This is a genomic window from Haloarcula nitratireducens, assembly GCF_019599505.1.
In genome coordinates, this window is the sequence record NZ_RKLT01000001.1 from 1,184,655 (window position 1) to 1,209,993 (window position 25,339).

At 67.8% G+C, this 25,339-nt stretch carries 27 protein-coding genes, 1 tRNA gene and 1 pseudogene; 14 read left to right on the plus strand and 15 right to left on the minus strand.

Translation table 11 applies throughout. The annotated features are described in order from the left end of the window. Positions 1 to 10 precede the first annotated feature (10 nt). The 6 genes from EGH23_RS06075 (at position 11) to EGH23_RS06100 (ending at position 3,889) form a co-directional block, all read left to right on the plus strand. Positions 11 to 769: a GTP cyclohydrolase III gene (locus EGH23_RS06075; RefSeq protein ID WP_220579097.1), complete on the plus strand. Its 759-nt coding sequence runs from the start codon at positions 11 to 13 to the stop codon at positions 767 to 769. Positions 770 to 848: 79 nt separating this feature from the next. Further along, positions 849 to 1,436: a CBS domain-containing protein gene (locus tag EGH23_RS06080; RefSeq protein WP_220579098.1), complete on the plus strand. Its 588-nt coding sequence runs from the start codon at positions 849 to 851 to the stop codon at positions 1,434 to 1,436. Between the two features lie 48 nt (positions 1,437 to 1,484). Then, complete coding sequence (locus EGH23_RS06085) at positions 1,485 to 1,952, plus strand: GNAT family N-acetyltransferase (RefSeq protein WP_220579099.1); 468 nt, start codon at positions 1,485 to 1,487, stop codon at positions 1,950 to 1,952. Positions 1,953 to 1,982: 30 nt separating this feature from the next. After that, a tRNA-Thr gene (locus tag EGH23_RS06090) sits at positions 1,983 to 2,056 on the plus strand. A gap of 226 nt (positions 2,057 to 2,282) precedes the next feature. After that, the gene (locus EGH23_RS06095) at positions 2,283 to 2,447 is read left to right on the plus strand and encodes a hypothetical protein (protein ID WP_220579100.1); all 165 of its coding nucleotides are present in this window, start codon (positions 2,283 to 2,285) and stop codon (positions 2,445 to 2,447) included. A 194-nt stretch (positions 2,448 to 2,641) separates the two neighbouring features. After that, positions 2,642 to 3,889 carry an AI-2E family transporter gene (locus EGH23_RS06100; protein ID WP_328765827.1) on the plus strand — a complete coding sequence of 416 codons (1,248 nt, stop codon included), beginning with the start codon at positions 2,642 to 2,644 and terminating at the stop codon, positions 3,887 to 3,889. 10 nt (positions 3,890 to 3,899) lie between these two features. Here the strand turns inward: EGH23_RS06100 and EGH23_RS06105 are convergent, their stop codons facing one another. Both EGH23_RS06105 and EGH23_RS06110 read right to left on the minus strand, forming a co-directional pair. Further along, complete coding sequence (locus EGH23_RS06105) at positions 3,900 to 5,060, minus strand: right-handed parallel beta-helix repeat-containing protein (RefSeq protein ID WP_220579102.1); 1,161 nt, start codon at positions 5,058 to 5,060, stop codon at positions 3,900 to 3,902. Between the two features lie 60 nt (positions 5,061 to 5,120). Continuing rightward, a complete protein-coding gene (locus EGH23_RS06110; protein ID WP_220579103.1) occupies positions 5,121 to 6,164 on the minus strand; it encodes a YihY/virulence factor BrkB family protein in 1,044 nt (347 codons plus the stop codon). A gap of 139 nt (positions 6,165 to 6,303) precedes the next feature. Between EGH23_RS06110 and EGH23_RS06115 the strand changes: the two genes are divergently transcribed. Beyond that, complete coding sequence (locus tag EGH23_RS06115; RefSeq protein WP_220579104.1) at positions 6,304 to 7,419, plus strand: oxidoreductase; 1,116 nt, start codon at positions 6,304 to 6,306, stop codon at positions 7,417 to 7,419. 50 nt (positions 7,420 to 7,469) lie between these two features. Beyond that, positions 7,470 to 7,877, plus strand: a complete 408-nt coding sequence (msrB, locus tag EGH23_RS06120; protein WP_162315849.1) for a peptide-methionine (R)-S-oxide reductase MsrB — start codon at positions 7,470 to 7,472, stop codon at positions 7,875 to 7,877. A gap of 51 nt (positions 7,878 to 7,928) precedes the next feature. Here the strand turns inward: msrB and EGH23_RS06125 are convergent, their stop codons facing one another. From EGH23_RS06125 to rpl7ae, 5 genes are all read right to left on the minus strand, one after another. Continuing rightward, complete coding sequence (locus tag EGH23_RS06125) at positions 7,929 to 8,168, minus strand: glutaredoxin family protein (RefSeq protein WP_220579105.1); 240 nt, start codon at positions 8,166 to 8,168, stop codon at positions 7,929 to 7,931. An 83-nt stretch (positions 8,169 to 8,251) separates the two neighbouring features. Next, positions 8,252 to 8,716, minus strand: coding sequence for a nucleoside-diphosphate kinase (ndk, locus tag EGH23_RS06130; protein WP_220579106.1), 465 nt, complete (start codon positions 8,714 to 8,716; stop codon positions 8,252 to 8,254). Beyond that, positions 8,716 to 9,066: a 50S ribosomal protein L24e gene (locus EGH23_RS06135; RefSeq protein WP_220579107.1), complete on the minus strand. Its 351-nt coding sequence runs from the start codon at positions 9,064 to 9,066 to the stop codon at positions 8,716 to 8,718. Before EGH23_RS06135 ends, ndk begins: the two co-directional genes overlap by 1 nt. Positions 9,067 to 9,068: 2 nt before the next feature. Beyond that, positions 9,069 to 9,296 carry a 30S ribosomal protein S28e gene (locus EGH23_RS06140; protein WP_135303141.1) on the minus strand — a complete coding sequence of 76 codons (228 nt, stop codon included), beginning with the start codon at positions 9,294 to 9,296 and terminating at the stop codon, positions 9,069 to 9,071. An 11-nt stretch (positions 9,297 to 9,307) separates the two neighbouring features. Beyond that, complete coding sequence (gene rpl7ae, locus EGH23_RS06145; protein ID WP_162315845.1) at positions 9,308 to 9,670, minus strand: 50S ribosomal protein L7Ae; 363 nt, start codon at positions 9,668 to 9,670, stop codon at positions 9,308 to 9,310. 313 nt (positions 9,671 to 9,983) lie between these two features. On the opposite strand from rpl7ae, the gene tmcA reads away from it, so the two are divergent. Genes tmcA through EGH23_RS06160 form a run of 3 tightly spaced genes read left to right on the plus strand, consistent with a single transcriptional unit; the run spans position 9,984 to position 12,903 of the window. Beyond that, a complete protein-coding gene (tmcA, locus tag EGH23_RS06150; protein ID WP_220579108.1) occupies positions 9,984 to 12,263 on the plus strand; it encodes a tRNA(Met) cytidine acetyltransferase TmcA in 2,280 nt (759 codons plus the stop codon). Next, the gene (locus EGH23_RS06155; RefSeq protein ID WP_220579109.1) at positions 12,260 to 12,742 is read left to right on the plus strand and encodes a DUF456 domain-containing protein; all 483 of its coding nucleotides are present in this window, start codon (positions 12,260 to 12,262) and stop codon (positions 12,740 to 12,742) included. The genes tmcA and EGH23_RS06155 overlap by 4 nt, the downstream gene beginning before the upstream one ends. Beyond that, complete coding sequence (locus EGH23_RS06160) at positions 12,739 to 12,903, plus strand: DUF8014 family protein (RefSeq protein WP_220579110.1); 165 nt, start codon at positions 12,739 to 12,741, stop codon at positions 12,901 to 12,903. Before EGH23_RS06155 ends, EGH23_RS06160 begins: the two co-directional genes overlap by 4 nt. Here the strand turns inward: EGH23_RS06160 and EGH23_RS06165 are convergent, their stop codons facing one another. From EGH23_RS06165 to EGH23_RS06195, 7 genes are all read right to left on the minus strand, one after another. Continuing rightward, complete coding sequence (locus EGH23_RS06165) at positions 12,904 to 13,635, minus strand: GNAT family N-acetyltransferase (RefSeq protein ID WP_220579111.1); 732 nt, start codon at positions 13,633 to 13,635, stop codon at positions 12,904 to 12,906. A gap of 79 nt (positions 13,636 to 13,714) precedes the next feature. Further along, the gene (locus EGH23_RS06170; RefSeq protein ID WP_220579112.1) at positions 13,715 to 14,077 is read right to left on the minus strand and encodes a DUF8055 family protein; all 363 of its coding nucleotides are present in this window, start codon (positions 14,075 to 14,077) and stop codon (positions 13,715 to 13,717) included. Positions 14,078 to 14,081: 4 nt separating this feature from the next. Further along, entirely contained in the window at positions 14,082 to 15,740 is a 1,659-nt protein-coding gene (locus EGH23_RS06175) for an FAD-dependent monooxygenase (protein WP_220579113.1), read from the minus strand. Then, positions 15,733 to 17,439: an electron transfer flavoprotein subunit alpha/FixB family protein gene (locus tag EGH23_RS06180; protein ID WP_220579114.1), complete on the minus strand. Its 1,707-nt coding sequence runs from the start codon at positions 17,437 to 17,439 to the stop codon at positions 15,733 to 15,735. The genes EGH23_RS06175 and EGH23_RS06180 overlap by 8 nt, the downstream gene beginning before the upstream one ends. 2 nt (positions 17,440 to 17,441) lie before the next feature. Next, positions 17,442 to 18,296, minus strand: coding sequence for an electron transfer flavoprotein subunit beta/FixA family protein (locus tag EGH23_RS06185; protein ID WP_220579115.1), 855 nt, complete (start codon positions 18,294 to 18,296; stop codon positions 17,442 to 17,444). A 153-nt stretch (positions 18,297 to 18,449) separates the two neighbouring features. Continuing rightward, on the minus strand, positions 18,450 to 18,779 hold the full coding sequence (locus EGH23_RS06190) for a 4Fe-4S dicluster domain-containing protein (protein WP_220579116.1): 330 nt from the start codon (positions 18,777 to 18,779) through the stop codon (positions 18,450 to 18,452). Positions 18,780 to 18,829: 50 nt separating this feature from the next. Continuing rightward, complete coding sequence (locus tag EGH23_RS06195) at positions 18,830 to 19,822, minus strand: alpha/beta hydrolase fold domain-containing protein (protein ID WP_220579117.1); 993 nt, start codon at positions 19,820 to 19,822, stop codon at positions 18,830 to 18,832. A 374-nt stretch (positions 19,823 to 20,196) separates the two neighbouring features. Here EGH23_RS06195 and EGH23_RS06200 point away from each other — a divergent pair, with 374 nt between their 5' ends. After that, complete coding sequence (locus EGH23_RS06200; RefSeq protein WP_220579118.1) at positions 20,197 to 21,582, plus strand: PAS domain-containing sensor histidine kinase; 1,386 nt, start codon at positions 20,197 to 20,199, stop codon at positions 21,580 to 21,582. On the opposite strand, the gene EGH23_RS06205 is transcribed toward EGH23_RS06200, so the two are convergent. Continuing rightward, the gene (locus EGH23_RS06205) at positions 21,583 to 23,316 is read right to left on the minus strand and encodes a glutamate--tRNA ligase (protein ID WP_220579119.1); all 1,734 of its coding nucleotides are present in this window, start codon (positions 23,314 to 23,316) and stop codon (positions 21,583 to 21,585) included. Between the two features lie 113 nt (positions 23,317 to 23,429). On the opposite strand from EGH23_RS06205, the gene EGH23_RS06210 reads away from it, so the two are divergent. Further along, on the plus strand, positions 23,430 to 24,212 hold the full coding sequence (locus EGH23_RS06210) for a helix-turn-helix transcriptional regulator (RefSeq protein WP_220579120.1): 783 nt from the start codon (positions 23,430 to 23,432) through the stop codon (positions 24,210 to 24,212). Positions 24,213 to 24,369: 157 nt separating this feature from the next. Continuing rightward, positions 24,370 to 25,251 (plus strand): annotated as a pseudogene (locus EGH23_RS06215) (complex I NDUFA9 subunit family protein); the annotation flags it as partial. Positions 25,252 to 25,339: the final 88 nt, after the last annotated feature.

The following is a 25,339-nucleotide window of genomic DNA, read 5'->3' on the forward strand; positions in this document are numbered from 1 at the left end:
ACGAGCGACAGTGACGAACACGCAGGTTACCCACATCCAGATCGACAACTACGGCCCGTGGACGGTGACGCCGGAACCCCGTCGCGAGGTCGACCTTCAGACGCTTCAGTCCCGACTGTACGCCGACCTCGCGCAGCTCGTCGGCAACCGCGACGGCTACATCTTCTTCTCGCGGTTCGACAACATGATCGCGGTCACGAACGGGCTCGACGAGGCCGACCACGCGCTGATTCAGGAGTCCGTCGGGAACCGCTATCCGGTCACGATGAGCCTCTCCGTGGCGACCGGCACGACGCCCGTCTCGGCGCTCGGGACGGCGACCGAGCAACTACAGGACGCCGGGAGCGCACAGGACGACGGCCGCCGCGAAGTGCTGCGCGGCCAGACCATCGACGACGAGTTCCGAACCGAGTCCGACGTGCAGTTGGCGCACTTCGACGTGGACGACGCCACGGAGAAGTACACCGACCAGATGAACGAGTTCGATACGTTCATCCAGATAGAACAGGGGTACGCGGCGCTGATGAAGTACATGCGCGAGGCCCACGACTCCCTCTCGTTTTTCGTCGGCGGCGACAACGTCATCGCGGTCTGTCCGTCGCTGTCGGCCGACGCGTATCACGACGCGATCGCGCACGTCAGCGAATCGGTCGACGTCGAATTGAAAGTCGGCATCGGACGTGGTCGCACCGCCTCGGACGCCGGCATGGACGCGAAACACGCCCTGGAGACGTGCCGCGCCACCGGCGAGACGGTCACCTTCGAATAGCGAGCCCTTGTGCTTAGATACCACGCCACATAAGCGTAGTGGAGGTATCTTTTAGACCGGTCGTGTGATACTGACACACATGAATGAGCCGGTCTCAGTGCGGGAGGTGATGAACCGCGAGTACGTGGGCGTGAGCGAGTCGGACGACCTCCTCGAGACGACGGAACTGCTGGTTCGAGAGGACGAGGCGGTCGCGCTGGTCCTGCGAGGCAACGACCCCGTCGGCGTTCTGACGCGAGAGGACATCCTCGCGCACCTCGTCTCGGAGGGCGAGACCGAATCCGCGGTCGTCGGCGACGCGATGACCGAGTCGGTCCCATCGATCTCGCCCGACGCGCGACTCCCCGAGGCCCGGGACAGGATGGCCGCGTGGTCCGCTCAGTGGGTCCTGATAACCGAGGACGGCGAGCCGGTGGGAACCGTCACCGAACACGACATCCTCTCGACGGCTCGGCTGGAGAGCGAGAGCACGACGAACGCCGACGCCGATGCGGACGTGGAGGGAACAGAGATGACGACCACCCGGGCCGCGACGACCGACGGCGCGACCACCGCGGCGGAGGACTCCTTCGACGAACAGGGCATCTGTTCGGCCTGCGGGACGTTCACGCGAAGTCTCGCGTCGTTCAACGGTCAGTTGCTGTGTGCGGACTGCCGGGACGTGTAATCGGTCGGCCGCAACAACTGTTTTCCACCAGCGACCCCCAGTTCGTCCGTGGAGATAACGACCGCCACGACCGACGACGTCGACGCCGTCGTGGATCTCTGGGTCGAACTCGCCCGCGACCAGCGGGCGCACGGTTCGCACCTGCTGGCGGACGAAAACCGGACTACGGTGCGGGAGGCGACGCTCCAGCGCGTCGTCGCCGAAGACCTGCTCGTCGCTCGCGTCGACGGGGCGATCGTCGGGTTCGTCATGCTGACGATAGAGCGCGGCCGCTACGAACAGCGACGGGTCCGCGGACTCGTCGAGAACATCTACGTCAGTCCGGCGTATCGACGGCGGGGGATCGGGAGCGCTCTCTTGGGAGCCGCCGAAGCGACGCTCACCGAGGCCGGCGCGGACGTCGTCGCGTTGGAGGCCCTCGCCGAGAACGACGCGGCGCGCCAGTTCTACGCCGCACACGGCTACACACCCCACCGCGTCGAACTCGAGAAGCCGACCGAAAGCGATACGCTCTAAACGGTCCCCCCGTAACGACTGCATGCGAGCGCCAGGGGAGCTTGGGTGGTCCAAGCACTCGACTTGTAATCGAGAGTTCGTGGGTTCAAATCCCACCCCTGGCTCTCCTCGCCGGCGCGGCCGTGGACGCCGTCGTTTCGGCGGCGACCCCACGTTTGATATCCGGAGAAGCCACCGAATATAGCAGTATCGGGCTCGCTTCTCGCGACGGCGCGGCGCTTCGCACGTCGTTTACCTGCCGTACCCGCGGATTTCGGGCTGGTTCTCTGCAGCGGGATCGCCGCCGAGTTCGCGTACCGCCCCTACGGTCCCCCACCGACCGAGATACGGTTGGAAACCGTCGTCGTCGGGCGACTCGTCGACCGCTGCGACGGGGAGATAGAACTCTCCCGGACGGGGCCCGAGGGAACGACGATCCCCGTCCGACTGCCGCGAGCGTCCGAGCGACCCGTTTCGAGTGACGAGCAGACCGGCGTCGAACCGTCGGGCCGCTGATGCCGCTTCGGCCGCGATTCCCCGTATCCGCGACGTGTCCGTGCGAATCCACAGACGACGAGATCGGCGCTTTCGTTTGCATGCAGAACCCCTCTATATGAGAGAAACGTAGCGGAACCACCCGAATTTTGAGTCCCACTAGTGATTCGCCGGCAGACGGAGGAGAGAGTCGGCAACGCACGGACGTATCGAGTATTCGAAACCTTTCGGTTTCCCGTGACCGCCTCGGCTGGTGGCTCTTCGTCGTCGGGCTCGGAATAGCGATGGCGTTCGTCGCCGCTCGCTTCACCGGCATACTCGTACTCGGTGTGTTCGGCTACTACGCGACGCGTCCGATCAGCCGCCGGATGAGCAGGCTCGTCGATTCTGACCGCCTCGCGGCGACGTTCACCGTCCTCGTCGTCCTCCTGCCGATATTCCTGTTGCTGTCCGTCCTCGTCGTGCGGGCGGCCCAGCGGGCCCGGCAGTTCCTGAACGGGTCGAATACGGTCTCGCTGCTCGGACAGCTTCCGTCGCTCGATTCGCTCAGTTCCGTCCAGCGCCAGCAGTTGCGAACGCTGCTCAGCGATCCGACCGCGCTGCTCAGCGGGCGGGGTGGCGCGTTGCTCTCGAACAGCGATCTGATACTGCAGGTTTTGAGCTCGACGTTCAACGCGATACTCGTCCTCGGGCTCGCGCTGACGCTCGCGTACGTCCTCCTGGCGAAAGACACCGGTCTCGCCGACGCCTTCGTCGAACTCGTGGGCGGGCGCGAGACGACGACGTACGCCTACGCCGCGGCCGTGGACGAGGACCTCGAATCGGTGTTCTTCGGTAATCTCCTGTTCGCCAGCATCATGGCCGTCGTCGCGGTGGTCGCGTACTGGGCGACGAACCTGTTGGCACCCCAGGGTCTGCAGATCCCGCTGGTGCTCGTTCTGGGCTTCCTGACTGGCGTTGCGAGCCTCGTCCCCGTCGTCGTCGGCAAGATCGTCTACGTACCCGTGGTCGCGTACCTCGGGTTCCAGGCGCTTCGGTCCGGTAGCGGCGGGATCACGTTCGTCGCCGCGGCGCTCGTCGGATACGTCGTCGTACTGGACCTGCTTCCGCAGGCGGTGATCCAGCCGTACGTCTCCGGCCGCCACTTCGACATGACCCTGCTGCTGTTCGCGTACATCCTCGGCCCGATGGCGCTCGGATGGCCCGGCTTCTTCCTCTTTCCCATCCTGTTCGTCCTCGTTCTGGAAGCGGTCCGCATCGTGTTGCCGGAACTTCTCCACGGAGAACGGCCGCGACCGACCGCGGAACTCGACCTCGAGTCCGGTACGGACCCGGTAAACGAACGCGACGACGTCCCGGAGGCGGCGGGGGACAACGCGGGAGACATCGCCACCAGCGACGCCGGGGACGACTCGGCGGATCCGCAGACCGGCGGCGACGGCGCGTCGTCGGGGTCCGACTGAACCCCCGAGTTCAGAGCGCGCTCCCGTCCGGGCGGTACCACGCGCCGTCGTACCAGAGACAGAAGACCGGTCCGTCGCTACCGAGATGGACGCCCCTGTCGCCGTCGAACTGGCCGGTGACGGTCGAGAGGTCCTGCGGGACGACGACGCCGTGGTCTCTCGTCCGCACGCCGTCGCCACCGCCGAGCCGTTCGCCGTCGGCGAGCGTGTGGCTCGCGCGCGCCCACTCGGTGTCCCTCGCGGCCTCGGCGTTGTAGACGAACCCGTTGGTGTGTCCGCGCGCGTAACAGTTTCTGAGACTGGTCCCCCGCCCCTGATTGTAGACCCCCCACGAGACGTCGCCGCCGCCCTGGAAGTAACAATCGGAGAACGAGACGCCGCGGGAGCGCTCGCCGACGAGGACGCCGATGGTCATACCGCCGCCGCCGGCCGCCCGCCCGTTCTTCTCGACGTAGGCGTTCTCGACTTCGAGCGCCTGCGCGCGGTCGAATCGCAGGCCGTTGCGTCCGTTCTGCTCGAAGCTTCCACCCTCGACGTGGCCCGCGTAGTTCTGTCGCCAGTTGACGCCGTCCCGTCCGTTGAAGTACGCGTTCGAGGAGGCGAGCGTGACGCCGTGGATCCCCTCGCCGACGCGCCATCCGTCCCGGCCGTTCTCCTCGGCGACGCAGCCGTAGAACCGGTGGGTGTTCGGCGCGAACTCGTTCGGCGGGTTCTCGCCGGCGTCGTACTCCCGTGCGCCGGCGACGTGAAAGCCGTCTTCGGCGGCGTCCTTCACCGTGACGTCGCGGAACATGGTGTAGCGACCGCCCCGCTTCTCGACGCCGTGTTTCCCGCCGCGGATCGTGAAATCGTTGAAGTTCGGTCCCGGCGGTCGGTTGACCGGCGCGTCCACGTCCACGATCAGCGTCGGAACGCTGTCGTCGGCGTTCTCGATGACCGTGTGGTTCCCGCCGCGGAGCGTCGCGGTCTTGGACCACCGAATCGGGAACTCCTCGCGCTCGGGGTCGTAACTCGGCAACACGAGGACGATCCCGCCGTCGCGCCAGTGGTCGCCAAGCGCGTCGTGGGCCGCCTGAATCGTCTCGTCGGTGCCCGCTTCGCCCGCCGCGCGGACCAGCGTCGGACCGCCGTCGTCGACGAACCGTCGCAGCGCGTTCGTGATGTCGGACATGGCGTTGGTCTGTTCCGGACTCGGCGCTTGCGACGCATGGGTCCGTCGCTCTGTTCCCTGTCAGTCGTCCTCGGGCCACCACCGGAGGGTCAACGCGACAGAGCCGTCGAGTCCGAAGACGCCGCTCTCGCGGTCGACGGTCGCCGTCTGCGGGGCGACCACCGTCGTCGTCTCGTCGCCGACCGTCACGGAGACCGACACCGACTCTCCGCCCTCGGTCAATCGGTCGGCCAGCTCGTCGAGGTCCGACAGCAACACCGTCCGCTCGACGCTGGCGCTCATATCTCGGCCCCGTTCCTCGACGCCGCCGACGACGGGTTCGAGGGTCACGTCCCGCGAGCGGTTCGAGAGGACGGCGTTGACGACGGCCCCGAGCAAGATCACGAGCCCGATGATGTAGAGCCACGTCAGCAAGACGAGGATGCTGGCGACGAGGTTGCCGCCCGCGCCGCCGGACTTGAAGGTCGTGAACAGCGCCTGTGCGACCGTGAGACCGACGGCGGCGAACAGCGTCCCCGGAACGATCTCGGCGACGGTCACGTCGGTGTCGGGGAAGACGTAGTACATCGGGTAGAAGACGACGAACAGGCCGACCGCCGTCACGCTGCCGCGCAGTACCGTCCCGAGGAAGCCCCCGCCCTCGACCGAGACCGCGTTTCCGAGTACGCTGACGCCGACGATGGCCAGCGCGACGGTGGCGAGCAACAGCAGCCCGTCGAGCAACTGATCGCCGAACGTGTTCTGCCGTTCGGTCTCGTAGATGTCCGAGAACGCGGTGTCCAGCCCCCGAAAGATGCGGAGCGCCCCCCAGACGAGGAAGGCGAGACCGAGTATCGAGACGGAGGCGTCGGCGTCGGTCAGCCCCTGCTGAATGACCTGACTCGCCTCTTCGGTCAGCACGGCCCGCATGATGGCGACGATGGAGTCCCGGAGCGCGACGTTCTGGGTCCGCTGGACGAGCGTCAGCACCAGCAACAACAGCGGCAGGATAGAGATAAAGGCGTGATAGGCGATCGAGCCGGCCATGAACGTTATCTTCTCCGCTCTGGCCTCGTGGACGATGGCCCGCACCACCTCCTCGGTGCGGGCGCGGTTGACGCGCATGAGAGGCGATTCGACAGGCCGGCGCAAATACCCACCGTCGCCCGACCGCGCCGCTTCCCGCAGGTGAGTGACGGCGGCGCACGATTCGGCGTGGTCCGAACCGCGGGTTAATGGCCCGTGTCTCGTACCCCGTGGTACGATGTTATTCGACTCGACGTCGATCGGACCGCTCTCGCTCGACAACCGAGTCGCGCTCGCGCCGATGACGCGCGTGAGCGCGACGGCCGACGGACGAGCGACCCGAGAGATGGCGGACTACTACGCGAAGTTCGCCGACGGCGGCTTCTCGATGCTCGTCACCGAGGGCACCTACACCGACGACGCCTACAGCCAGGGATACCTGAACCAGCCGGGGTTGGCCACCGACGAACAGGTCGCCGCGTGGGAGCGAGTCACCGACGCCGTCCACGACGCCGGCGCGCCCATCGTCGCGCAGCTGATGCACGGCGGGGCACAGACGCAGGGTAACCCACACGTCGACGGTGACGTCACGCTCGCGCCGTCGGACGTCGGCCCCGACGCCGAGAAGACCGAGGCCTACGGCGGGAGCGGGGAGTTCGCCGAACCGAAGGCGGCGACGGGGGACGACCTCGACGCCGTCCGCGAGGGGTTCGTCGACGCGGCGGAGAACGCGCTCGCGGCCGGTTTCGACGGCGTCGAGATCCACGCGGCTAACGGCTACCTCCTCAACGAGTTCCTCGCGGCGGACATGAACCGGCGCGACGACGAGTACGGCGGGACGCCCGCGGACCGGGTTCGGTTCCCCGAATCGGTCGTCTCGGCGGTCGCCGACGCCGTTCCTGACGATTTCGTCGTCGGAATCCGCATCTCGCAGACCCGCGTGACCAACGACGAGTACGCGTGGCCCGAGGGCGAGGACGCCGCCGCGGTCTTCTTCGAGCGGCTCTCGGCCGCCGGCGCGGAGTACGTCCACACGACCGAAGCGGACGCCACGAGCCCGACGTTCGGCGACGACGGACCGACCCTCGCCGAGGCGGCCGTCGAGTACGTCACCGACGGGACGACGGTCGTCGCCAACGGCGGGCTCGGCGACCCCGACGCGGCCGAACGGGCGGTAGAGAACGGAGCCGATCTGGTGACGCTGGCGACCGGGGCGCTCGCCAATCCCGATTGGCCCGCCCGCGTCCGAGACGGGGAGTCGCTGGCCGCGTTCGACCCCGCGGAGTTCCTCGTGCCCACGGCGTCGATATCCCGCCACGAACTGCCGAGCGAGCGGCCGCCGGCCGACGACTGAGCCCGCCGGTACGACGTGGGCTTATCACCCTCCGGCGCGTACGGGGAGCCATGAGCGAACAGGAGAGCGGACTGCCCGAAAACGACGAGGAGTGGCGCGAGATGCTGACAGAGGAAGAGTACGAGATCCTCCGCGAGGCCGGCACGGAACCGCGCTTCAGCAGCGACCTGCTGGACGTCAAAGACGAGGGCGTCTTCGTCTGTGCCGGCTGCGGGGCGGAGCTGTTCGACAGCGACGAGAAGTTCGATTCCGAGACCGGCTGGCCGAGCTTCTGGGACGTCTACGAGGACGGCAACATCGAGACGCGACTCGACGAGAGCCACGGGATGCGCCGCACGGAGGTCGTCTGCGGCAACTGCGGCGGCCACCTCGGCCACGTCTTCGACGACGGGCCCGAACCGACCGGCAAGCGCTACTGCATCAACGGCGCGGCGCTGGACTTCGAGGCCGACGAGTGACCGAGTGAGCGCCGTCTCCCGCGCTTTCCGCCCGGTTCCGACCGACGACGCTCAGGCGTAGCTCCGCTCGGCGAACTCCAGAATCCTGTCGGACTCGGCCATCGTGACGCCGTACTCCTCGTCGACGAGCACCGGGACGCCGCGCTGGCCGGAGACGCGCTTGACCTCGTCGCGGTCCGAGTGTAACGCGTCGACCCAGACCGTCTCGTACTCCACGTCGAGTTCGTCCAGTCGGTCCGCCACTTTCTCACAGTACGGACAGCCGTCCAGTTGATAGAGCGTTCGGCTCACGCCCCGCAGTAGGGACGCGCGTCTCAAGGTGGTTGCGGTCGAACCGCGAAACCGCGAACGGCAGAAGCGAACCGCGAGGTGGCTTACTCGTAGAGCCAGGTCTCGTCGATGCGCTCCCAGTCGACGAGTTCGTCCTCGTCGAAGAACAGCGCGATCTCGCGCTCGTTCGCGCCCTCGTCCTCGTGGTCGGAGCCGTGAACGACGTTCCGACCGAGGTCGAGGCCGTAGTCGCCGCGGATGGTACCGGGCGCGGACTCCGCGGGGTCCGTCTCGCCCATCATGTCGCGGACCTGCCGCGTCGCGTCCTGGCCTTCCCAGACCATCGCGAAGACCGGGTCCGACGTGATGAAGTCCACGAGGCCGTCGAAGAACGGTTTGTCCTCGTGCTCGCCGTAGTGCTCCTCGGCGAGGTCCTGGTCGATCTGCATGAACTTCCCGCCGACCATCTTCAGCCCGCGCTCTTCGAAGCGAGAGACGATGTCGCCGATGAGCCCACGCTGGACGCCGTCGGGCTTGACCATGACGAAGGTGCGCTCGGCGTCGGCCATCAGGCCTCGGCCTCCTCAGTCTCTTCGTCTTCCTCGCTCTCCTCGGTCGCCTCTTCTGTCTCGTCCGCTTCTGCCTCGTCCTCGGCGGCTTCGAGGTCGGGGGCGACGTCGCCGGATTCGTCCTCGGCGACCTCGTCCTCGGCGGTGTCCTCGTCGGATCGGGTCTCGCCGCCGGCGCCGCGACCGTCCTCGGTCCAGCCCAGGTTGCGGGCCTCGCGGCCGAGGTCGGCGTTGTTCTCGCACTTCGAGGAACAGAAGTGGACGGTCGTCCCGTCGTTGTGGACGAACATCGTCCCCGTACCGGGTTCGATGTCCGCGCCGCAGTAGTCACATTCTCTCGTTCGGGGCATCGTCACTGACCTCCGATAGAGTCGGCTTCGCGGGCCGTCTCGCGGAGCTGCAGCACGTCGCCCTCGCGGACGGGCCCCAGCACGTTGCGCGTGATGATACGGCCCTGGTTCTCGCCCTCGCGGATGCGGCACTTGACCTGCATGGCCTCGCCGTGCATCCCCGTCTTGCCGACGATCTCGATGACCTCGGCGGGCGTGGCGCCGCTTCCTTCGGATTCCTCAGCACTCATCTCTGGTCACCTCAGCGGAGCTCCTCGACCTTGTCGGCGATGTCCTCGACGTCGCCTTCGGCCTCGCCCGAGTCGACGATGGCGGCGGCGGCCGAGCCGACTTCGAGACCCGCGGCGTGGCCCAGGTCGTCCTGCTGCTCGACGAAGATGAAGGGGACGCCCTTCTCGTCGGCCAGCTCGGGGATGTGCATGACGATCTCCTCGGGCTGGACGTCCTCGGCGACGTAGACGAGTTCCGCGGAGCCGCGCTCGACGGCCTTGGTCGTCTCGTTGGTTCCTTTCTTCACGCTGCCCGTGTCTCGTGCGACTTCCAGCGCCTCGAGGGCGTCGTCCTCGAGGTCGGCCGGAACGTCGAAATCTACGTATACTGGCATTTGTATGGTTCACCTCCTGCGCGCGGGCTCAGGCTCCCCCGCCGTTCGCGGGAGACCCCGCGGCACGCCGCGATGGCGCGCGTAGTCCTGAGAAGGCTGGGAGCATCATCAACCCGGCGCAGGCTGTACCCCATTCTGTGCCACCGGCCCTAAAAGCGCTTTCGAAGCCGAAATCGCGTGCCAGCCCGCCACACAGCGCTGGTGAGTTCTCCTGCGATCGGCGCTGTTGTCACGGCTGTCGAAGCGACCGGCGATCCAGAAATCCCGGTCCGAGACCGTCACGACCATCACCGCGCGACTACCACCGAGAGGTATGGACCTCGCACGGTCGCTACGCGCGGAGGCCCGCCGGTCGAACGAGCGGCGGGTGCTCGTGCTGGCCGGCGACGCCGACCGGACCCGCGACCGCGCCGCGGCGGCGCTCGACGCCGCCGAGATTCCACGCGAGGAGACCACAGTTATCGGTCCCGACGGGTTTCTCGACTGCGAGCGCCACGAGCAGTCTCGGGCGAGCGAGCTGCTCGGACGGACCCGGAGTGCCGTCGTGCTGGACTGTCGCGACGAACTCCGACCGAACGCGCTCGGGACAGCCGTCGGCGCGGTGGACGGCGGCGGCCTGCTCGTCCTTCTGACGCCGCTCCTTGCGGAGTGGCCCGAGAGGTGTGATTCCTTCGACGGCACGATCGCCGTCCCGCCGTTCGGCGTCGAGGACGTGACCGGCCACTTCCGCCGACGGCTGGTCGAGACGCTGCGTGCGCATCGCGGCATCGCTATTGTCTCGGTAGACGAAAGCGGCGATGCCGTCGAGAAGCGCGGACTGACCGACCCCCCGCCGCGTCGCCCCACCCAGCCGCCGGCCCCGCCGGAAGACGCCGCGTTTCGGCCCGAGACGTACGACGCCTGCCTCACCGACGACCAGGTTACCGCCGTCCGCGCCTTCGAGCGGCTCCGCGAGGCCGGCAACGCCGTCGTCGTGGAGGCCGACCGCGGCCGCGGGAAGTCCAGCGCCGCCGGACTCGCCGCTGCGAATCTCGCGCTCGACGGGCGAGACGTTCTCGTGACCGCACCGCAGTACCGGAGCGCGGCGGAGGTGTTCGCCCGCGCGACGGCGCTGTTCGAGACGTGTGATATCACCTTCGAAGGTGATAGAGAGGACGCGCCACACGAACTGCGCGTCGCGGGCGACGATAGCGGAAGTATCGGCGGGCGCATCAGGTTCGCGAAGCCCGCCGCGGCCGTCGAACTGCCCGGGGATCCGGACGCGGTCGTCGTCGACGAGGCCGCCGCGCTGCCGGTCCGACGGCTCGAATCGCTGCTCGACGCGCCGGCCGTCGCCTTCACGACGACGGTTCACGGCTACGAAGGAGCCGGACGGGGCTTCTCTGTACGGTTCCGCGACCGACTGGCCGAGAGCGACCGCGCGGTGACGGACGTGACGATGACGACGCCAATCCGCTACGCCGACGCCGACCCGGTCGAAGCGTGGGCGTTCCGGGCGCTGTTGCTCGACGCGCGGCCGCCGGTCGACCAGTTGGTCGCCGACGCGACGCCCGAGACGGTCCGGTACCGACGGCTGACGAGCGCCGACTTGCTCGCCGACGAACACCTGCTTCGGGAGGTGTTCGGCCTGCTCGTGCTGGCACACTACCGCACCGAACCCGCCGACCTCGCGCGGCTGCTCGACGCCCCGAATCTCTCGGTTCGGGCGCTGACCGCGTCGGACCGCCAGTCCGACGGCGGTCACGTCGTCGCCGTCGCGCTGCTCGCGCGGGAGGGCAGTCTGGATGCGGAGACGCGGGCGACGATGTACGAGGGCGGACGAATCCGCGGGAACATGGTGCCCGACGTGCTGACGACGCAGTTGCGCGACGAGGACGCGGGCGTCCCGGTCGGCCAGCGCGTCCTCCGCATCGCAACCCACGCCGCCGTGCGGTCTCGCGGCTTCGGATCGTACCTCCTCGACGAAGTCCGGGCCGAGTTCGACGACGAGGTCGACTGGCTCGGCGTCGGCTACGGCGCGACGCCGGAACTCGTCCGGTTCTGGCGTCGCAACGGGTTCGGAACCGTCCACCTCTCGACGTCGCGCAACGACACGAGCGGCGAGTACTCCGCGGTGATGCTCGACCCCCGTTCGAAGGACGGGCGAGCGCTCGCCGAGCGACACGCGGAGTGGTTCCTCGCTCGCGTCGGTGCCGTCCTCTCGGACGCGCTCGCCGACTGCGACCCGGACGTGGTGCGGGCGGCACTGCGGGCCGTCGACGGCGCGCCCTCTCTCGACCTCTCCGACTGGGAGTGGCGACTCGTCGCGGGCGTCCCGGGCGGCGCGGCCATCCTCGACACCGACCCCGCGCCGTTCCGGGCGCTCGCGGTCCGGCATCTCGTCGCGCCCGACGACCCGGACGCCCTCGCCGACCGCGAGGAGCGACTGCTCGTCCGAAAAGTGTTGCAGGCGCAGTCGTGGGACGGCGTGACCGCCGAGCTCGACTTCGTCTCGCGGCGACAGTGCATGCGGGCGCTCGGCGGAACCGTCGAAAGGTTGACCCGTCTTTACGGCGAGGAGTGGGTACAGGAGGAACTGGACCGCTACACATGATCACCGGAACCGAGACGATACTGGTCGTCCTCGCGTTCGCCCTGCTCGTCGGCGGCGTCGTCGGCAGCCTCGTCCCGCAGGTACCCGGCGCGCTGCTGTCGCTCGCGGGCGTCTACGTCTACTGGTACGCCGTCGGCCTCCCGCTCGTAGTGCTCGTCGGTCTGACCCTCGTCGGCGTGTTGACGTGGATCGTCGACTTCTTCGGCGGGGCCGTCGCGGCCCGCGTCGGCGGCGCGTCGACCACCACGGCGGTCGTCGCCGGAATCGTCGGCCTGTTGCTGTTCTTCGTTACCGGGCCGGTGGGCCTCATCCTCGGCGTGGCCGCGACGGTGTTCGCCGTGGAGTTCTGGCGGCAACAGGACGCCAAGCAGGGGCTGAGAGCGGCGCTCGTGACGACGGCCGGGATGCTCGCGTCGAGCGTCGTCCAGGCGCTGCTCACCGGGTCGATGCTGGTGACGATGGTCGTGGTCGCGCTATGACGACCTGCGAGGAGGTGGACTGCGAGAGCGAGGCCGCGGTGGAGCTACATATCCCGTGGGACGCCGACCGACTCGTCTGTGCAGCGCACGCGCGAGTCTGGGTGCAGAAAGACGGCGTCGTTCCGGAGCCACTCGACGGTCACGAGGACGAGTGGCCCTGATCAGAGTGACCGCGCCAGCATCACTTCGTCGGCGTACTCGTCGCCGAACTTGTAGTGATCTTCGCGCACCGCTTCGGTCTCCCAGTCGTGGGCTTCGAGGAAGTCGATAGCATCCTGGTTCGTCGAGGGGACGGAGTTGTACAGTTTCTCGTAGCCGTGGTCTGACGCCCACTCTGTCCCGCGTTCGAGGAGGTGCGCGCCGATGCCGTGGCCGCGGTACTGGGCCAGTACGCCCACGGTGAGTTCGGCGGTGTGGGAGAGCTTCTTCGTCTCGGTGTGTTTGAGGTGAACCCAGCCGATGACGTCGTTGTCGATGCAGGCGACGAAGAAGATGCGCGACTCCAGTTCGTTGTGCCGGAGCAGGACGCCCTCGGTGTCGATGACGTCGGCAACCGTCTCGGCGTCGATGTACTCACCGCTCCCGATGGCCGCCCGAATCGCGCCGACGAGTCCGGTCAGGTCCTCCTGACGAGCCTGTCGAATGGTGAACTCCACGTCGTCTGCCTGGAACTCCTCCTCGCCGCTGTCCTCGTAGGCGATGCGGAGTTCCTCCTCGTACTCGGTGAGGACGCCGTCGCGTTTCATGATGGCGACGTGGTGGCCGAAGGGGTGTGGTTCCATTCTCAGAGCCTTGCGCGCCTCTTCGGGGTCTACCGATCCGTGCGACTCGACGTACTCGTAGATGTCCTTCCGGTCTGTGTGGTCGAACTGCAGTGGCTCGGTAAGCTCCATGTAACGTGTTATCACTCCCCAGTATTTAACTGTTTGTCACGATTTCGCACAGCGTTCATCCCGGGGAAACGAGCGGCTACTACTCGGGGACGCCGGTCAGCGTCGCGGCGACGGCGGCGGCGTCGTGGGTATCCACGAGCAGTTCCGCCGCCGTGCGAACCGAGTAGACTCCGTCGAGGGAAACGCCGTAGCAGGCGGCGTAACAGTCGAGCCAGTGATTCAGCGTCGTTTCGAGGCGGTCGAACGTCTCGTCGTCGAAGCGGGCCCACGTCCCGCCGGTCCGCGCCTCGCAGTACAGCGCCACGGTGGGGCCGACGCCCTCGCGGACGATTTCCGTCGCCCGCGCCTCGTCGGGCGGGTCCGGGTCGAGCGACTCGGCGGCCTCCTCGGCCGCCCGTTCGAGCGCGCGGATCCGCTCGTCGTACTGCGGGTGCTGACTCACGAGGCTATCCCTGTTTGAACTCGACTCCCTTCCCGCCGGCGGGGTGTTCCCACTCGGTCTCGGCGACGATGGCACAGGTGCCACACTCGACGCAGGGCTGGGTGTCGAGGCTCACGAGATGCTCCTCGTGGCCGTTGGTCTGGACCATCTCGTCGCGGTAACAACCGCCGCCGAAGTCCTTCGCGCTGACCGGGCAGGCCGTCACCGCCGTCCCCGAGGCTTCGAAGGACTTATCGAGGAGTTCGATGTGCGGTTCGCCCACGTCGTAGGTCAGGTCGCCGATACGGTCGTCCAGTTCCGGCGGTTCGACCTTGTTCACGTCCGTCACCGGGTCGCCCAGCTCCTCGGCGATGACCGTCGGGAGCGTGACGTAGGGCAGTTTCGTGTCGGGGATCATCGAGACGAGCGTCGGCGAGTTGTAGGCCTTCTCTAAGAGACCGCCCGCCGCGCGGATACCGAACCGGCCGACGGCGGACTCGGCGACGCCGTTCGTGAGGTCGTCGACCGCACCGACTTCGCCCGCCCGCCCGAACACGTCGTAGCCGGTCGGACGGAGCTTGTCCATCACGCCCTCGTCTTCGAGCTTCTTCTCGTAGAACTTCCCGGCCCGGTGGGGGTCCCCGCGCGACCGGGCGTCGGCGAACGCCTCGGCGGCCAGCGCGCCGGCCGTCACGGCGTGGTTCATCCCCTTGATGATGGGCCCCTGAGCCTGCATCTGCCCGGCGGCGTCACCGACGAGGACCAGGCGGTCCTCGTGCGGCGAGGGGTGGGCCACCTTCTTCGAGTCCGGGACGAGCTTCGCGCTGTACTCCACTTCGTTGTAGTCGTCGCCGAGCCACTGGGCCAGCAGCGGGTGCGTGAGCAGGCTGTCGAGGAGTTTCTGCGGTTCGGCCCGCTCCTCGGCCAGCGAGTCGAGGTGGAACACCGTCCCGATGGAGAGCGACGCCTCGTTCGTGTAGAGGAAGCCGCCGCCCCGGACGCCGTCGAAGAGGTCGCCCGAGAACAGGTGGGCCTCCCCCTCGTCGTCGCCGATGTCGAAGCGCTCGTCGATGGTGTCCGGGTCCATCTCGGCGACGGCTTTCACCCCCTGGAACCACTCGTCGGGTTCCTCCCAGTCCATCAGTCCCGCGTCGCGGGCGAGTTCCGAGTTGACGCCGTCGGCGGCGACGACGATATCTGCCTCGATGGGGTCCAGTTCCTCGCTCGTCACGCCGACGATTTCGCCCCGCTCGCGGAGCAGACCCGTGACGTGGACGTCGGTCAACAGGCCACCGCCCGTCTCGCGGGTCCGCTCGTGGACGCGCTGGGCCAGCCACGAGTCCATTGGCCGCCGGAGGACCGAGTCGGCCCACGCGGTGTCGTGGTGATGTAAGCCCCCGAGGTCGAACGTCTTCACCCGGTCGCCGGCGATGTTGTGGATGAAGTTCTCCGTCACCGGGCGCTCGGTCGCTTCCTCGCGGAAGTCGGGGAACAGGCCGTCTATCGTGTACGGCGCGGACTCCTCCGCGTAAATGAGCCCGCCCGAGACGTTCTTCGACCCGGCGTCGACCCCGCGTTCGAGGACGAGCGTCTCGACGCCGTTGCGCGCTAACGTCACCGCCGCCGCGGCCCCGCCGGGACCGCACCCGACGACGACCGCCTCGTAGTGTTCGTGCTCAGTCATCGCTGGCCTCCTGCATGACCGCGCCGAGTTCGCCCGCTTCGACCGCCTCCGTCAGCCGCGGCAACACCTCGAAGAGGTCGCCCTCTATCATGTAGTTCGAGAAGTCCCGGACGTCGGCGTCCGGGTTCGTGTTGATGGCGATGATGGTGTCGGACTCGTCGCAGCCGACCTTGTGCTGGATCGCGCCGGAGATGCCCGCCGCGATGTAGACGTCCGGTTCGACGACCTGCCCGGACTCGCCGATCTGGCGCTCCTCCGTGACGTACTGTTCGACGTGGCTATCGAAGGCATAGGAGGAGGTGATGACGCCGCGCGAGAGGCCGAGGTCGGCGTGGTCGAAGGCGTCGACGAGGTCCAGCGCCAACTCGATGCCCTTCGTCGGGTCGTCGCCGATGCCGCGTCCGACGGCGACGACGACGTCGTTGCCCGTCAGGTCGACGCCGCCGGTGAGGCGGTCGAACTCCGTGACCTCGACCTGAAACCAGTCGTCGTCTAACGCCATCTCGTAGTCGACTACCTCGGCTTCGCGCTCGTAGTCCGGTTCGGGGATCTCGAAGCTCCCGGGAATCACGGATGCCCCCTGCGGGTGGAAGTCGCGGTTGGGCTTGTCGATACACAGAATCGTGGAGTACTCGAAGCCCGAGAAGTCCGGGCGCTTCATGTGGAGCACGCGCTCGAACTCCTTCTTGTCGCCCGCGTTCCCGACCTTCGCCGGGTTCGAGATCATCGCGTTCTCGATGTAGAGCCCCGAGCAGTCGGAAGCCAGTCCGGAGTCGAGCGCGCCCTGGACGAGCGCCGAGAGGTCCCGGCCGTTGTTCGTCGCCGGGAAGACGGTGTAGCGCGGTTCGTGGTAGTCCTTCCACTCGACGTCCTCGTGGCCCTCGCTGGCGAGGTCGCCGCCCGCCCGGGACATGTCCGTGAATATCTCGGTGTAGGGCGTGTGTTGGAACCGTTCGAGCCGGTCGTCCTCGTGGTAGACGACGAGGTCCGCGCCGTAGGCGGTCACCTCTTCGACGAGGTCGCTCGCCTCGTCGCCGATGAGGACCGCGACCACGCGCTCTTCTTCACCGGAAGACGAGTCTTCCGAGCCTCCGCTCGCTTCGCTCTCGGAGACGACGTAGTCCTCGTTGTACTGGTCCATCAGCTCGCGGGCCTTCCCGAGCATCTCCTTGGAGACGTCGACCAGTTCGCCGGCCTGGGTCTCGCAGTAGACCCACATGTCGCGGTACTCCTCGCCGACGGTCCCCTCGACCCACTTCTTGTCGTTGGTCGGGTGGTCGAGTTCTGGGTACTTCTCCTCGGGCGGGACGTACTCGACTTCCGCGTCCTCGTCTTCGTCGCTGCCCTCGATGGACTCGATGCGGTTCTCGATCTGCGTGATGGCCGACGAGCGGTCCTTCCCCTCGCGTTCGCGTTCGAGGACCCCCTCTAAGACGGCCGCGTCGTCGACGTCCCGGACCATGTTCGCGATGTCCGCGACGGTCATCTCCGAGAGGTCGACGCTCTCGGGGTCTCCCTCGCCGTCGTCCTCCGCTTCGAGTTTCTCGATGCGGTCCTCGATGAGCGTCTTGACCGGCGCGCGGTCCTCGCCCTCTTCTTCGAGTTCCAGCATCTCGCGCAGTTCGTCGGCGTCGTCGACGTCCTTGATCTTCGGTCCCAGCTCGGCTATCTCGTACTCTGTGGGGTCTATCTCGGGCATTGTCAGTCACCTCCGGCGTAGGGCGTGAGTTCGTCCAGTACCGGTTCCAGTTCGGCCGGGTCGCCGCCGTCGACGTCGGTCGCCTCCCGTTCGGAGGGCGCTTTCGGAATCGGGTCGACGCCGGCGACGATGGTCGGCGAGCCGTCCAGTCCGATGTAGTCCGGGTCGAGGTTGAGGTCCTCGTGGTCCCAGACCGTGAGGTGGTCCTCGTACTCCTCGGCCCGCTCCTGCGTCTGCTCGCGCCGGTCCTTGTGTTCGAGGCGGTGGGTCGCCTTCCGGTAGGTCGGTTCGAACTCCGGATCCGCGACGACGAAACACGGAAGCGGGGCCTCGACTGTCTCGATTTCGGTAACGTCGCCGTCGACCAACCGCTTGGCCCGCAACAGTTCCTCCTCTTCGTCGATGTCCAGCGAGATGGCGTGCGTGACGATGGGCCAACCGAGACAGTAGGCCGTCTGCGGCCCGGTGTGGCCCGTCTCCCCGTCGGCCGTCTTGAACCCCGCGAACACGAGGTCCGGCTGGGTATCGAGCTTCTCGATGCCCGAGGCGACGGTCATCGCCGTGGCCCAGGTGTCGGCCGCACCCATCTCCCGGTCGGAGAGGAGATAGAGGTCGTCGGCGTAGACGTCGGCCATGCCCTCCTGTAACACCTCCTGATAGCCCGGCGGTCCCATGCTCATCAGCGTGACGTGGCCGCCGTTGCGCACGCTGGTCTGGAACGCCGCCCGGAGCGCGTGCTTGTCGTTCGGGTTCATCACCGTCGGTGTCTTGCCGCGTTCTAGGTGCCCGTCCTCGTCGAAGGAGACTTTCCCCTCGCGGAAGTCCGGGACACCCTTCGTCAGAACTACTGTGTGCATATTACTCACGACCCTCGTGAACGTACCTCAAAGCGGGTCGGATATAAATGTATGTTCGTGATAATGTCGGCCGGCGGCGGGTAACGAGTGACTAACCGCTACCGGCGACTCCCGCGAACGGAGAACGCGGTCCCTTGAACTGTCGGCGAACGCTCAGATCCGGCCGGCGCGTCCGGGGTCCACGTCGATGGCGTCGACCGGGCAGACGTCGACACACAGCATGCAGTCGATACACTGGTCCTCGTGGGCCGGGTCGGCCTTTATCTCGCTCTCGGGATGGTCGGGCGTGTCTACCCACTCGAAGACGTCGACCGGACAGTCCTCCAGGCACGCGCCGTCGGCGATGCAGATGTCGAAGTCGACGGCGACGTGTGTGCCGTGGATACCGAGCGTCTCCGGTTCCTCGACCGGTCCCCACACGTCGTGGCCGTCGTGCTGTTCGACCACTTCGCGGTTGTCCTCGAACTCGGGGTCTATGGCCATTGGTATCTACCACCACTCGTCGGCGGTACTTAAACTTTCGACCGGACGCGTCAGTCCCGGTGGCGATCCGAGTCGTCGGCCGGGTCGTTCGCCGGCGGTTTCCGGTTCCCGGGACCGCCGCCGGGCGGGCGATCGCCGGGAATGTCGGTCGGTCGTCGGCCCGGTCCGTCGTCGGGACGCCGCCCGTCCGGCCCACCGCTCGGTGACTGTCCGCTCGCCCCCAGGTCGCGATCGGACCCCGTCACCGCCCCGACGTGCTGTCCCAGAAACGCGACCGTGCGGTCGTAGACGTCGTCGTAGAACCCGCCGTGGAACGGGAAGGCGTGGCCCCCCGAAACCGGTTCGTAGTCGATATCGGTGAGCGGTGCCAGCGCCTCGGCCATCAGTTCGGACTGCCCCGGCGGCACGACGTCGTCGTCCTCGCCGTGAAGCAATAGCGTCGGCGGCATCGACGCGTCGACCTGTCCGGCCGGCGAGGCGAGGTCGTACGCCTCGGGGATCTCCTCCGGGCCGCCACCGAGGTACGCCGCGAGTTCGTGGTCGCCGTCCTCGATACCCAGCGCCCGGAAGTCGTAGAGGCCGGAGTAGCCGACGACGGCGTCGAGAGACGAGGACGCCCCCGGATAGCGCTCCGGTTCGAAGCCGGGTTCGTCGGCCGTCGCCGCCGCCAGGAGGACCAGATTCGCGCCCGCGGAGTGTCCGACGGCGACGACGCCCTGCGGGTCGCCGCTGACGCCCTCGGCGCGACACCACTCGATCGCGGCTTTCACGTCGACGAGCGGGGCCGGGAACGTCCACTCGGGCGCGAGTCGGTACTGCGGTTCGACGACGACGTACCCCTCGGCGGCGAGGTCGATGGCGTGGCGGGCGAACTCACCCTTGTCGCCGTAGCGGAACGCGCCGCCGCGGACGAGGACGGCCACGGGTTTCGGACCGCTCGCCGCCGTCGCCTCGTAGCGGTCGAGCAGCAGCGTCCGCCCGTCGACTTCCCGGAACGGGACGTCCCGCTCGACCGTCACTGTCTCGCCGGTGTTCGCTGTCACGTCGGACACTGCGCCCGTCGGCGATAAAAACGCGTCGGGGAACGACCGGGGGAGTGACTGTGGCGGAGAAGGGTGATACACCGCCCCTCCGCGGATGCGATCGCCGTCGGTTCCCGAGTGCCTCCGGCGTTCTCAGCGACAGTAACGGCCGCCTATCGCCGACCCGGATTCCGACACCCGTCGATAAAACGTTGATAATGGGCCGATAGAACAAAGTTCGATACTGGCATATACGTAGCTGAAATGCGAACCCGGTTCGTCCCGCAGCGCTGCGCGGTAACCATCGTCCCGCTCGCCTCCCCCGGACCAGCGAGGCGCAGGCGAGACGGCGCTGTGGAGCACCCCGTCCCAGAGTGCATCTCACCGGAGGGCAAATGACGGACTGCGAGGCCGACGAACGGCACTCGTTACAGTTCGAAGCCGTCTTCGAATCGCTCGACCAGCCGGTGTACGTCGTGAACGAGGCGGGCCGGTTCGTCAGGGCCAACGACGCGTTCGCCGAACTCACGGGCCGAGAAGAGGGGACGCTCGTCGGCGAACCGGTCGCGACCGTCCTGAAGTCGGGCCGAGACGAGGGCCCGTCGGAGGCCGGCGCGGACGAGGAGCGAACGGTAGTCACGCCGTCGGGAGATCGGATCCCGTGCGAGGTGTCCGTGACGCCGCTCACGACGACGGAAGGCGAGTCGAAATCGGTCGGCGTGGTCCGCGATATCTCCCGCCGGGCGCACCTCGAATCCGAGTTGGCGGAGGTGCGCGAACGCCTCCAGACGCTCATCGAGGCGTCACCGCTGGCCATCGTCGCCGCGGACGAGGCGGGCGTCGTCGACGTCTGGAACCCCGCCGCGGAGTCGCTGTTCGGGTGGTCGACGAACGAGATCTGCGGCGAACCGCTCGCCGTCCTCCCGGTCGACCACCGCGCCGAGTTACAGCGCCGCCACGAGCGCGTGCTCGACGGGGACCGACTCACCGGCGTCGAGACGCAGCTCCGACACCGGGGCGGTCACACGCTCGACGTGAGCGTCTCCATCGCCCCGATCCGGGGCAAACACGGCGACATCCTCGGGAGCGTCGCCATCATCGCGGACATCTCCGACCAGAAGGACCGCGAGGAGCGACTCCAGGAGCAAAACGAGCGCTTAGACGAGTTCGCCAGCATCGTCAGCCACGACCTCCGGAACCCGTTACAGGTCGCCTCCGGGAGCCTCGAACTCGCGAGACACGAGGCGACGCCGGAAGTCGAGGACCGCCTCGACTCCATCGGCGACGCCTTAGAGCGGATGGAGGCGCTCGTCGAGGACACGCTCACGCTGGCCAGAGAGGGACAGGACATCGAAGACACCGAAGTGGTCGACCTCCGCATCGTCGCCCAGGGCGCGTGGAACGGCGTCTTCACCGAGGGCGCGGCCTGTTCGATCGAGACGTCGCGGACCGTCCTCTGCGACCCCGGGCGGTTGACCGAACTGTTCGAGAACCTCTTTCGGAACGCGCTGGAACACGGCGGCACCGACGAGTCGCCGGTCACCGTCACCGTCGGCGAGCTCGAAGACGGGTTCTACGTCGCCGACGACGGTCCGGGGATCCCCGCAGACGAACGCGACGCGGTGTTCGAATCCGGCTACACGACCGTCGGCGACGGCACCGGGTTCGGTCTGGCCATCGTCGAGACCATCGCCGACGCCCACGACTGGGACGTGACGCTCACCGAGAGCGAGGACGGCGGCGCACGCTTCGAGTTCACCGACGTGGAACGGACGACCTGATCAGGGGTGTGCGAAGTACGCGACGGACTCGCCGTCCGACTCGACCTCGTCCACCCGAGCGAAGCCGATGCGCTCGAACTGGAGCATGTCGTCGGATTCGTAGTCGAGAACGCCCGGCTCCGCGACGCCGGTCACGTCGCCGTCCATCGTCCGTAGGCGGAGTCGCGGGCCGTCCGCCGGTGCCCAGTGGACCACGTCGACGCCCTCCTCGCGGACCGCCGAGATGTCGTCGCCGACGTACTCGAAGGCGTCGCGGGTGTGCCGGACGCAACCGTACCCCTTCAGCCAGACGCGCTCGCCGTGTTCGGGCAGGTCGTCGCCCTCGACGGCGACGCCGCCCGCGACCGGAATCTCTCGCCGCCCTCGGTCCTCGTGGTCGGGGTGGAACGGCGGTTCGCCGGCGTCGGGACCGCCGACGACCTGTCGCTCGACTACGCCGCCGTGCTCGTCGCTATCGCGGACGAAGAACGCGCGGTCGGTGTCGTCGTCTATCAGGTCGCGGTTGTTGGCGTACACCGAGGACATGGCGAGGTCGACGTTCGAGGTAGAGGTACCGAGTTCGACCATCGCGTCGACCAGCGCCTCGCCGCGGATACCGCGCCGACGGAGACTGGCGACGGTCGGGGCGCGCGGGTCGTCCCAGCCGTCGAGTTCGCCCTCGGCGACGAGTTCCGCGATGGTCGAGGTGGACATCTTCACGTCGTACTCGTCGACCTGCACGTGGCCCCAGTGAACGACCTCGGGGTACTCCCAGTCGAAGTAGTCGTAGACGAACCCCTGACGCTTCGCCGAGTCCTGTAAGTCGATGCCGCGGATGATGTGCGTGACGCCGAGCAGGTGGTCGTCGACGCCGCTCTGGAAGTCCAGCATCGGCCAGCAGCGATACTCTTCGGCCTCCTCGCGGGGGTGGGGCGTGTCGATCATCCGGAACGCGACGAAGTCGCGCAGCGCGGGGTTCTTGTGCGTGATGTCGGTCCGCACGCGGAGGACCATCTCGCCGCTCTCGTACTCGCCGTCGACCATCGCCTCGAACTCCTCGCGGACGGTCTCGGCGTCCTTCTCGCGGTGCGGGCAGGCCTCGCCGCTGTTCTTCATGTCGGAGAACTCCCCCTGCGGACAGGAGCAGGTGTAGGCTCCGCCCAGTTCGACGAGTTCCCGCGCGTGGTCGTAGTACGTCTCGACCCGGTCGCTGGCGCGGTAGACGGCGTCGGGTTCGAAACCCAGATACTCGATGGCGTCGAGGATGGCGTCGTACGCACCGAGGTCCGGGCGCTTGGTCTCCGGGTCGGTGTCGTCGAACCGGCAGACGAACTCGCCGTCGTAGCGCTCCTTGTAGGTGCCGATGACGGCGGCCATCCGGGCGTGGCCGATGTGCCACGGGCCGTTGGGGTTCGGGGCGACGCGCATCCGCACCGTATCGTACTCGTCGACGTTGGGCAGGTCCGGGAGCGGATGCTCGTCGCCCTCGTCCTCCGCTTCGAGTTCTTCGAGTTTCTCCGGGGCGAGTTCGCCCAGTCGCTCGCGGCGTCCCTCGGCGTCCATGCCGTTGACCCGGTCGACCACCGGCGAGATGATCGCCGGGATCTCGTCGCCGTACTCGCGGAACTCCGGGTTCTCGCCCATGAGCGGCCCCATGATGGCCCCGACCTGTGCCTCGCTGTCGTGTTTGACCGCGTTGAGGAGGGCGTTCGTCTCGGCGGCCTCCTCGATCCGCTGGCGTAGCGCGTCGTCCATGCTCGCCTCTGACACCGCCCCGGTCAAAACGCCGTCGGGTTCGCTCGGTCGACTGGAGGTTCCGCGACAGAGTCCCGCCATCGTTATTTCCGCGGCCGTCGCAGTCACCGCGTATGACCGACGCCGCGCAGTTCCTCGCGGACTCGCCGGACCGGCTGGCGCTCTTAGAGCGCCTCCGCGAGACGCCGGGGTCGCCCCGCGACCTCGCCGACGAACTCGACCAGTCCCGCCGGAGCGTCCAGCGGAACCTGGCCGCCTTCGCCGACCGCGGGTGGGCCGAGAAGCGCGACGGGGACTACCGCTTGACGACGACGGGGCTGCTGGTCACGCGCCGCCACCGCGAGTACGTGGACGCGCTGGCGGCGATCGGCGACAACGACGACCTCTACGCGCATCTCCCCGCGGACGTGGCTCCGGAGCCGGACCTGCTGGCGAACGCGACGCTCGTCGTCGCCGAGACCGACCAGCCGCAGGCCCCGGTCAGTCACTACGTGAGTACCGTCGAGTCGGCCGAGACGTCCCGCGTGCGGATGATTTCGCCCGTGTTGAGTCGCCTGTTCCACGACGCTCACGCCGAACTGGTCGTCTCGGGCGTCGAGACCGAACTCGTCCTCGACGGGGCGACGATCGACCGCGCCCGCGAGAAGAACCCCGCGGAGTTCGCGACCGTCGTCGGCGTCCCGCCCTTTACCTTGTATCACAGTCCGGACCCCATCTCGTTCGGCCTGACGCTGACCGACGACCGCGTCCTCTTGCTCGCCTACGACGATAGCGGGCAACTCCACGCCTGCGCCGACGGGACCGATCCGGAGTTCTACGCGTGGGCGACGGACTGTTTCGAGCGCCGCCGCGAGCGCAGCGAGTCGGTGTCGGGCCTCGACGCGCTCCGCTCCTGATACGGACTGTCGTAGCTGTTTACCGGTGATCGTCCACACCGATCAGTCGGTCATCGGTAAGAGACTACAACAGTCCGTACGAGTGGCCGCGGTGACAGGGGGTGTCGCCCGTGACGGTAGCTGACGTAAACTCCCCGTGCGGAGTATCTCGACCCGTATGCGAATCCTCCTGCTCGGCGGCACCGGCTTCGTCGGTCGCCGCCTCGCCGCCCGACTGGTCGACCGAGACCACGACGTGACCGCGCTGGCTCGCTCCCCCGACGCGACGGCCCTCCCCGACGGCGTGCGAACGGTCGCGGGCGACGTGACCGACCCAGACTCGCTCGATTCGGCCTTCGACGGGCAGGACGCCGTCGTGAACCTCGTCGCGCTCTCGCCGCTGTTCGAACCCGACGGGGGAAGCGAGATGCACGAGAAGGTGCATCTCGGCGGGACCGAGAACGCCGTCGCCGCGGCCGAACGCCACGGCGTCCCCCGCTTCGTCCAGTTGAGCGCGCTCGGTGCCGACCCCGACGGGACGACCCACTACATCCGATCGAAGGGACAGGCAGAGTCCGTCGTCCGCGACTCGTCGCTCTCGTGGACGATCGTCCGGCCCTCCGTCGTCTTCGGCGACGGCGGCGAATTCGTCTCCTTCACGCGCCTGCTGACGACGCCCTATATCACGGGCCTGCCCGGCGGCGGGACGACCCGTTTTCAGCCAATCTGGGTCGAAGACCTCGCGGAGATGCTCGCCGACTGCGTCACCGACGGGTCTCACGCCGGCGAGACGCACGAACTCGGCGGTCCGGACGTGCTGACCCTCGCCGACGTGGCACGCGCCATCTATCGAGCCGACGGGAAGTCGCTGCGCGTCCTGCCCGTCCCGACGACACTCGCCAAGATCGGGCTGACTGTCGGCGGAAGCGTTCCCGGTTTCCCGATGGGACCCGACCAGTACCGCTCGCTACAGTTCGACAACACCGTCGAAGAGAACGACGTGAGCGCCTTCGGCCGCACCGAGGCCGACCTCCGGGCGCTCGAGGAGCACCTCGACGAGGGCGGCGAGCGTTCCGGCGACCGTCGCCGGAGCCTCCTGACCCGCCCCGCGACGCTCGCGCTGTTCGCGTACTTCGCGCTCTCGACCG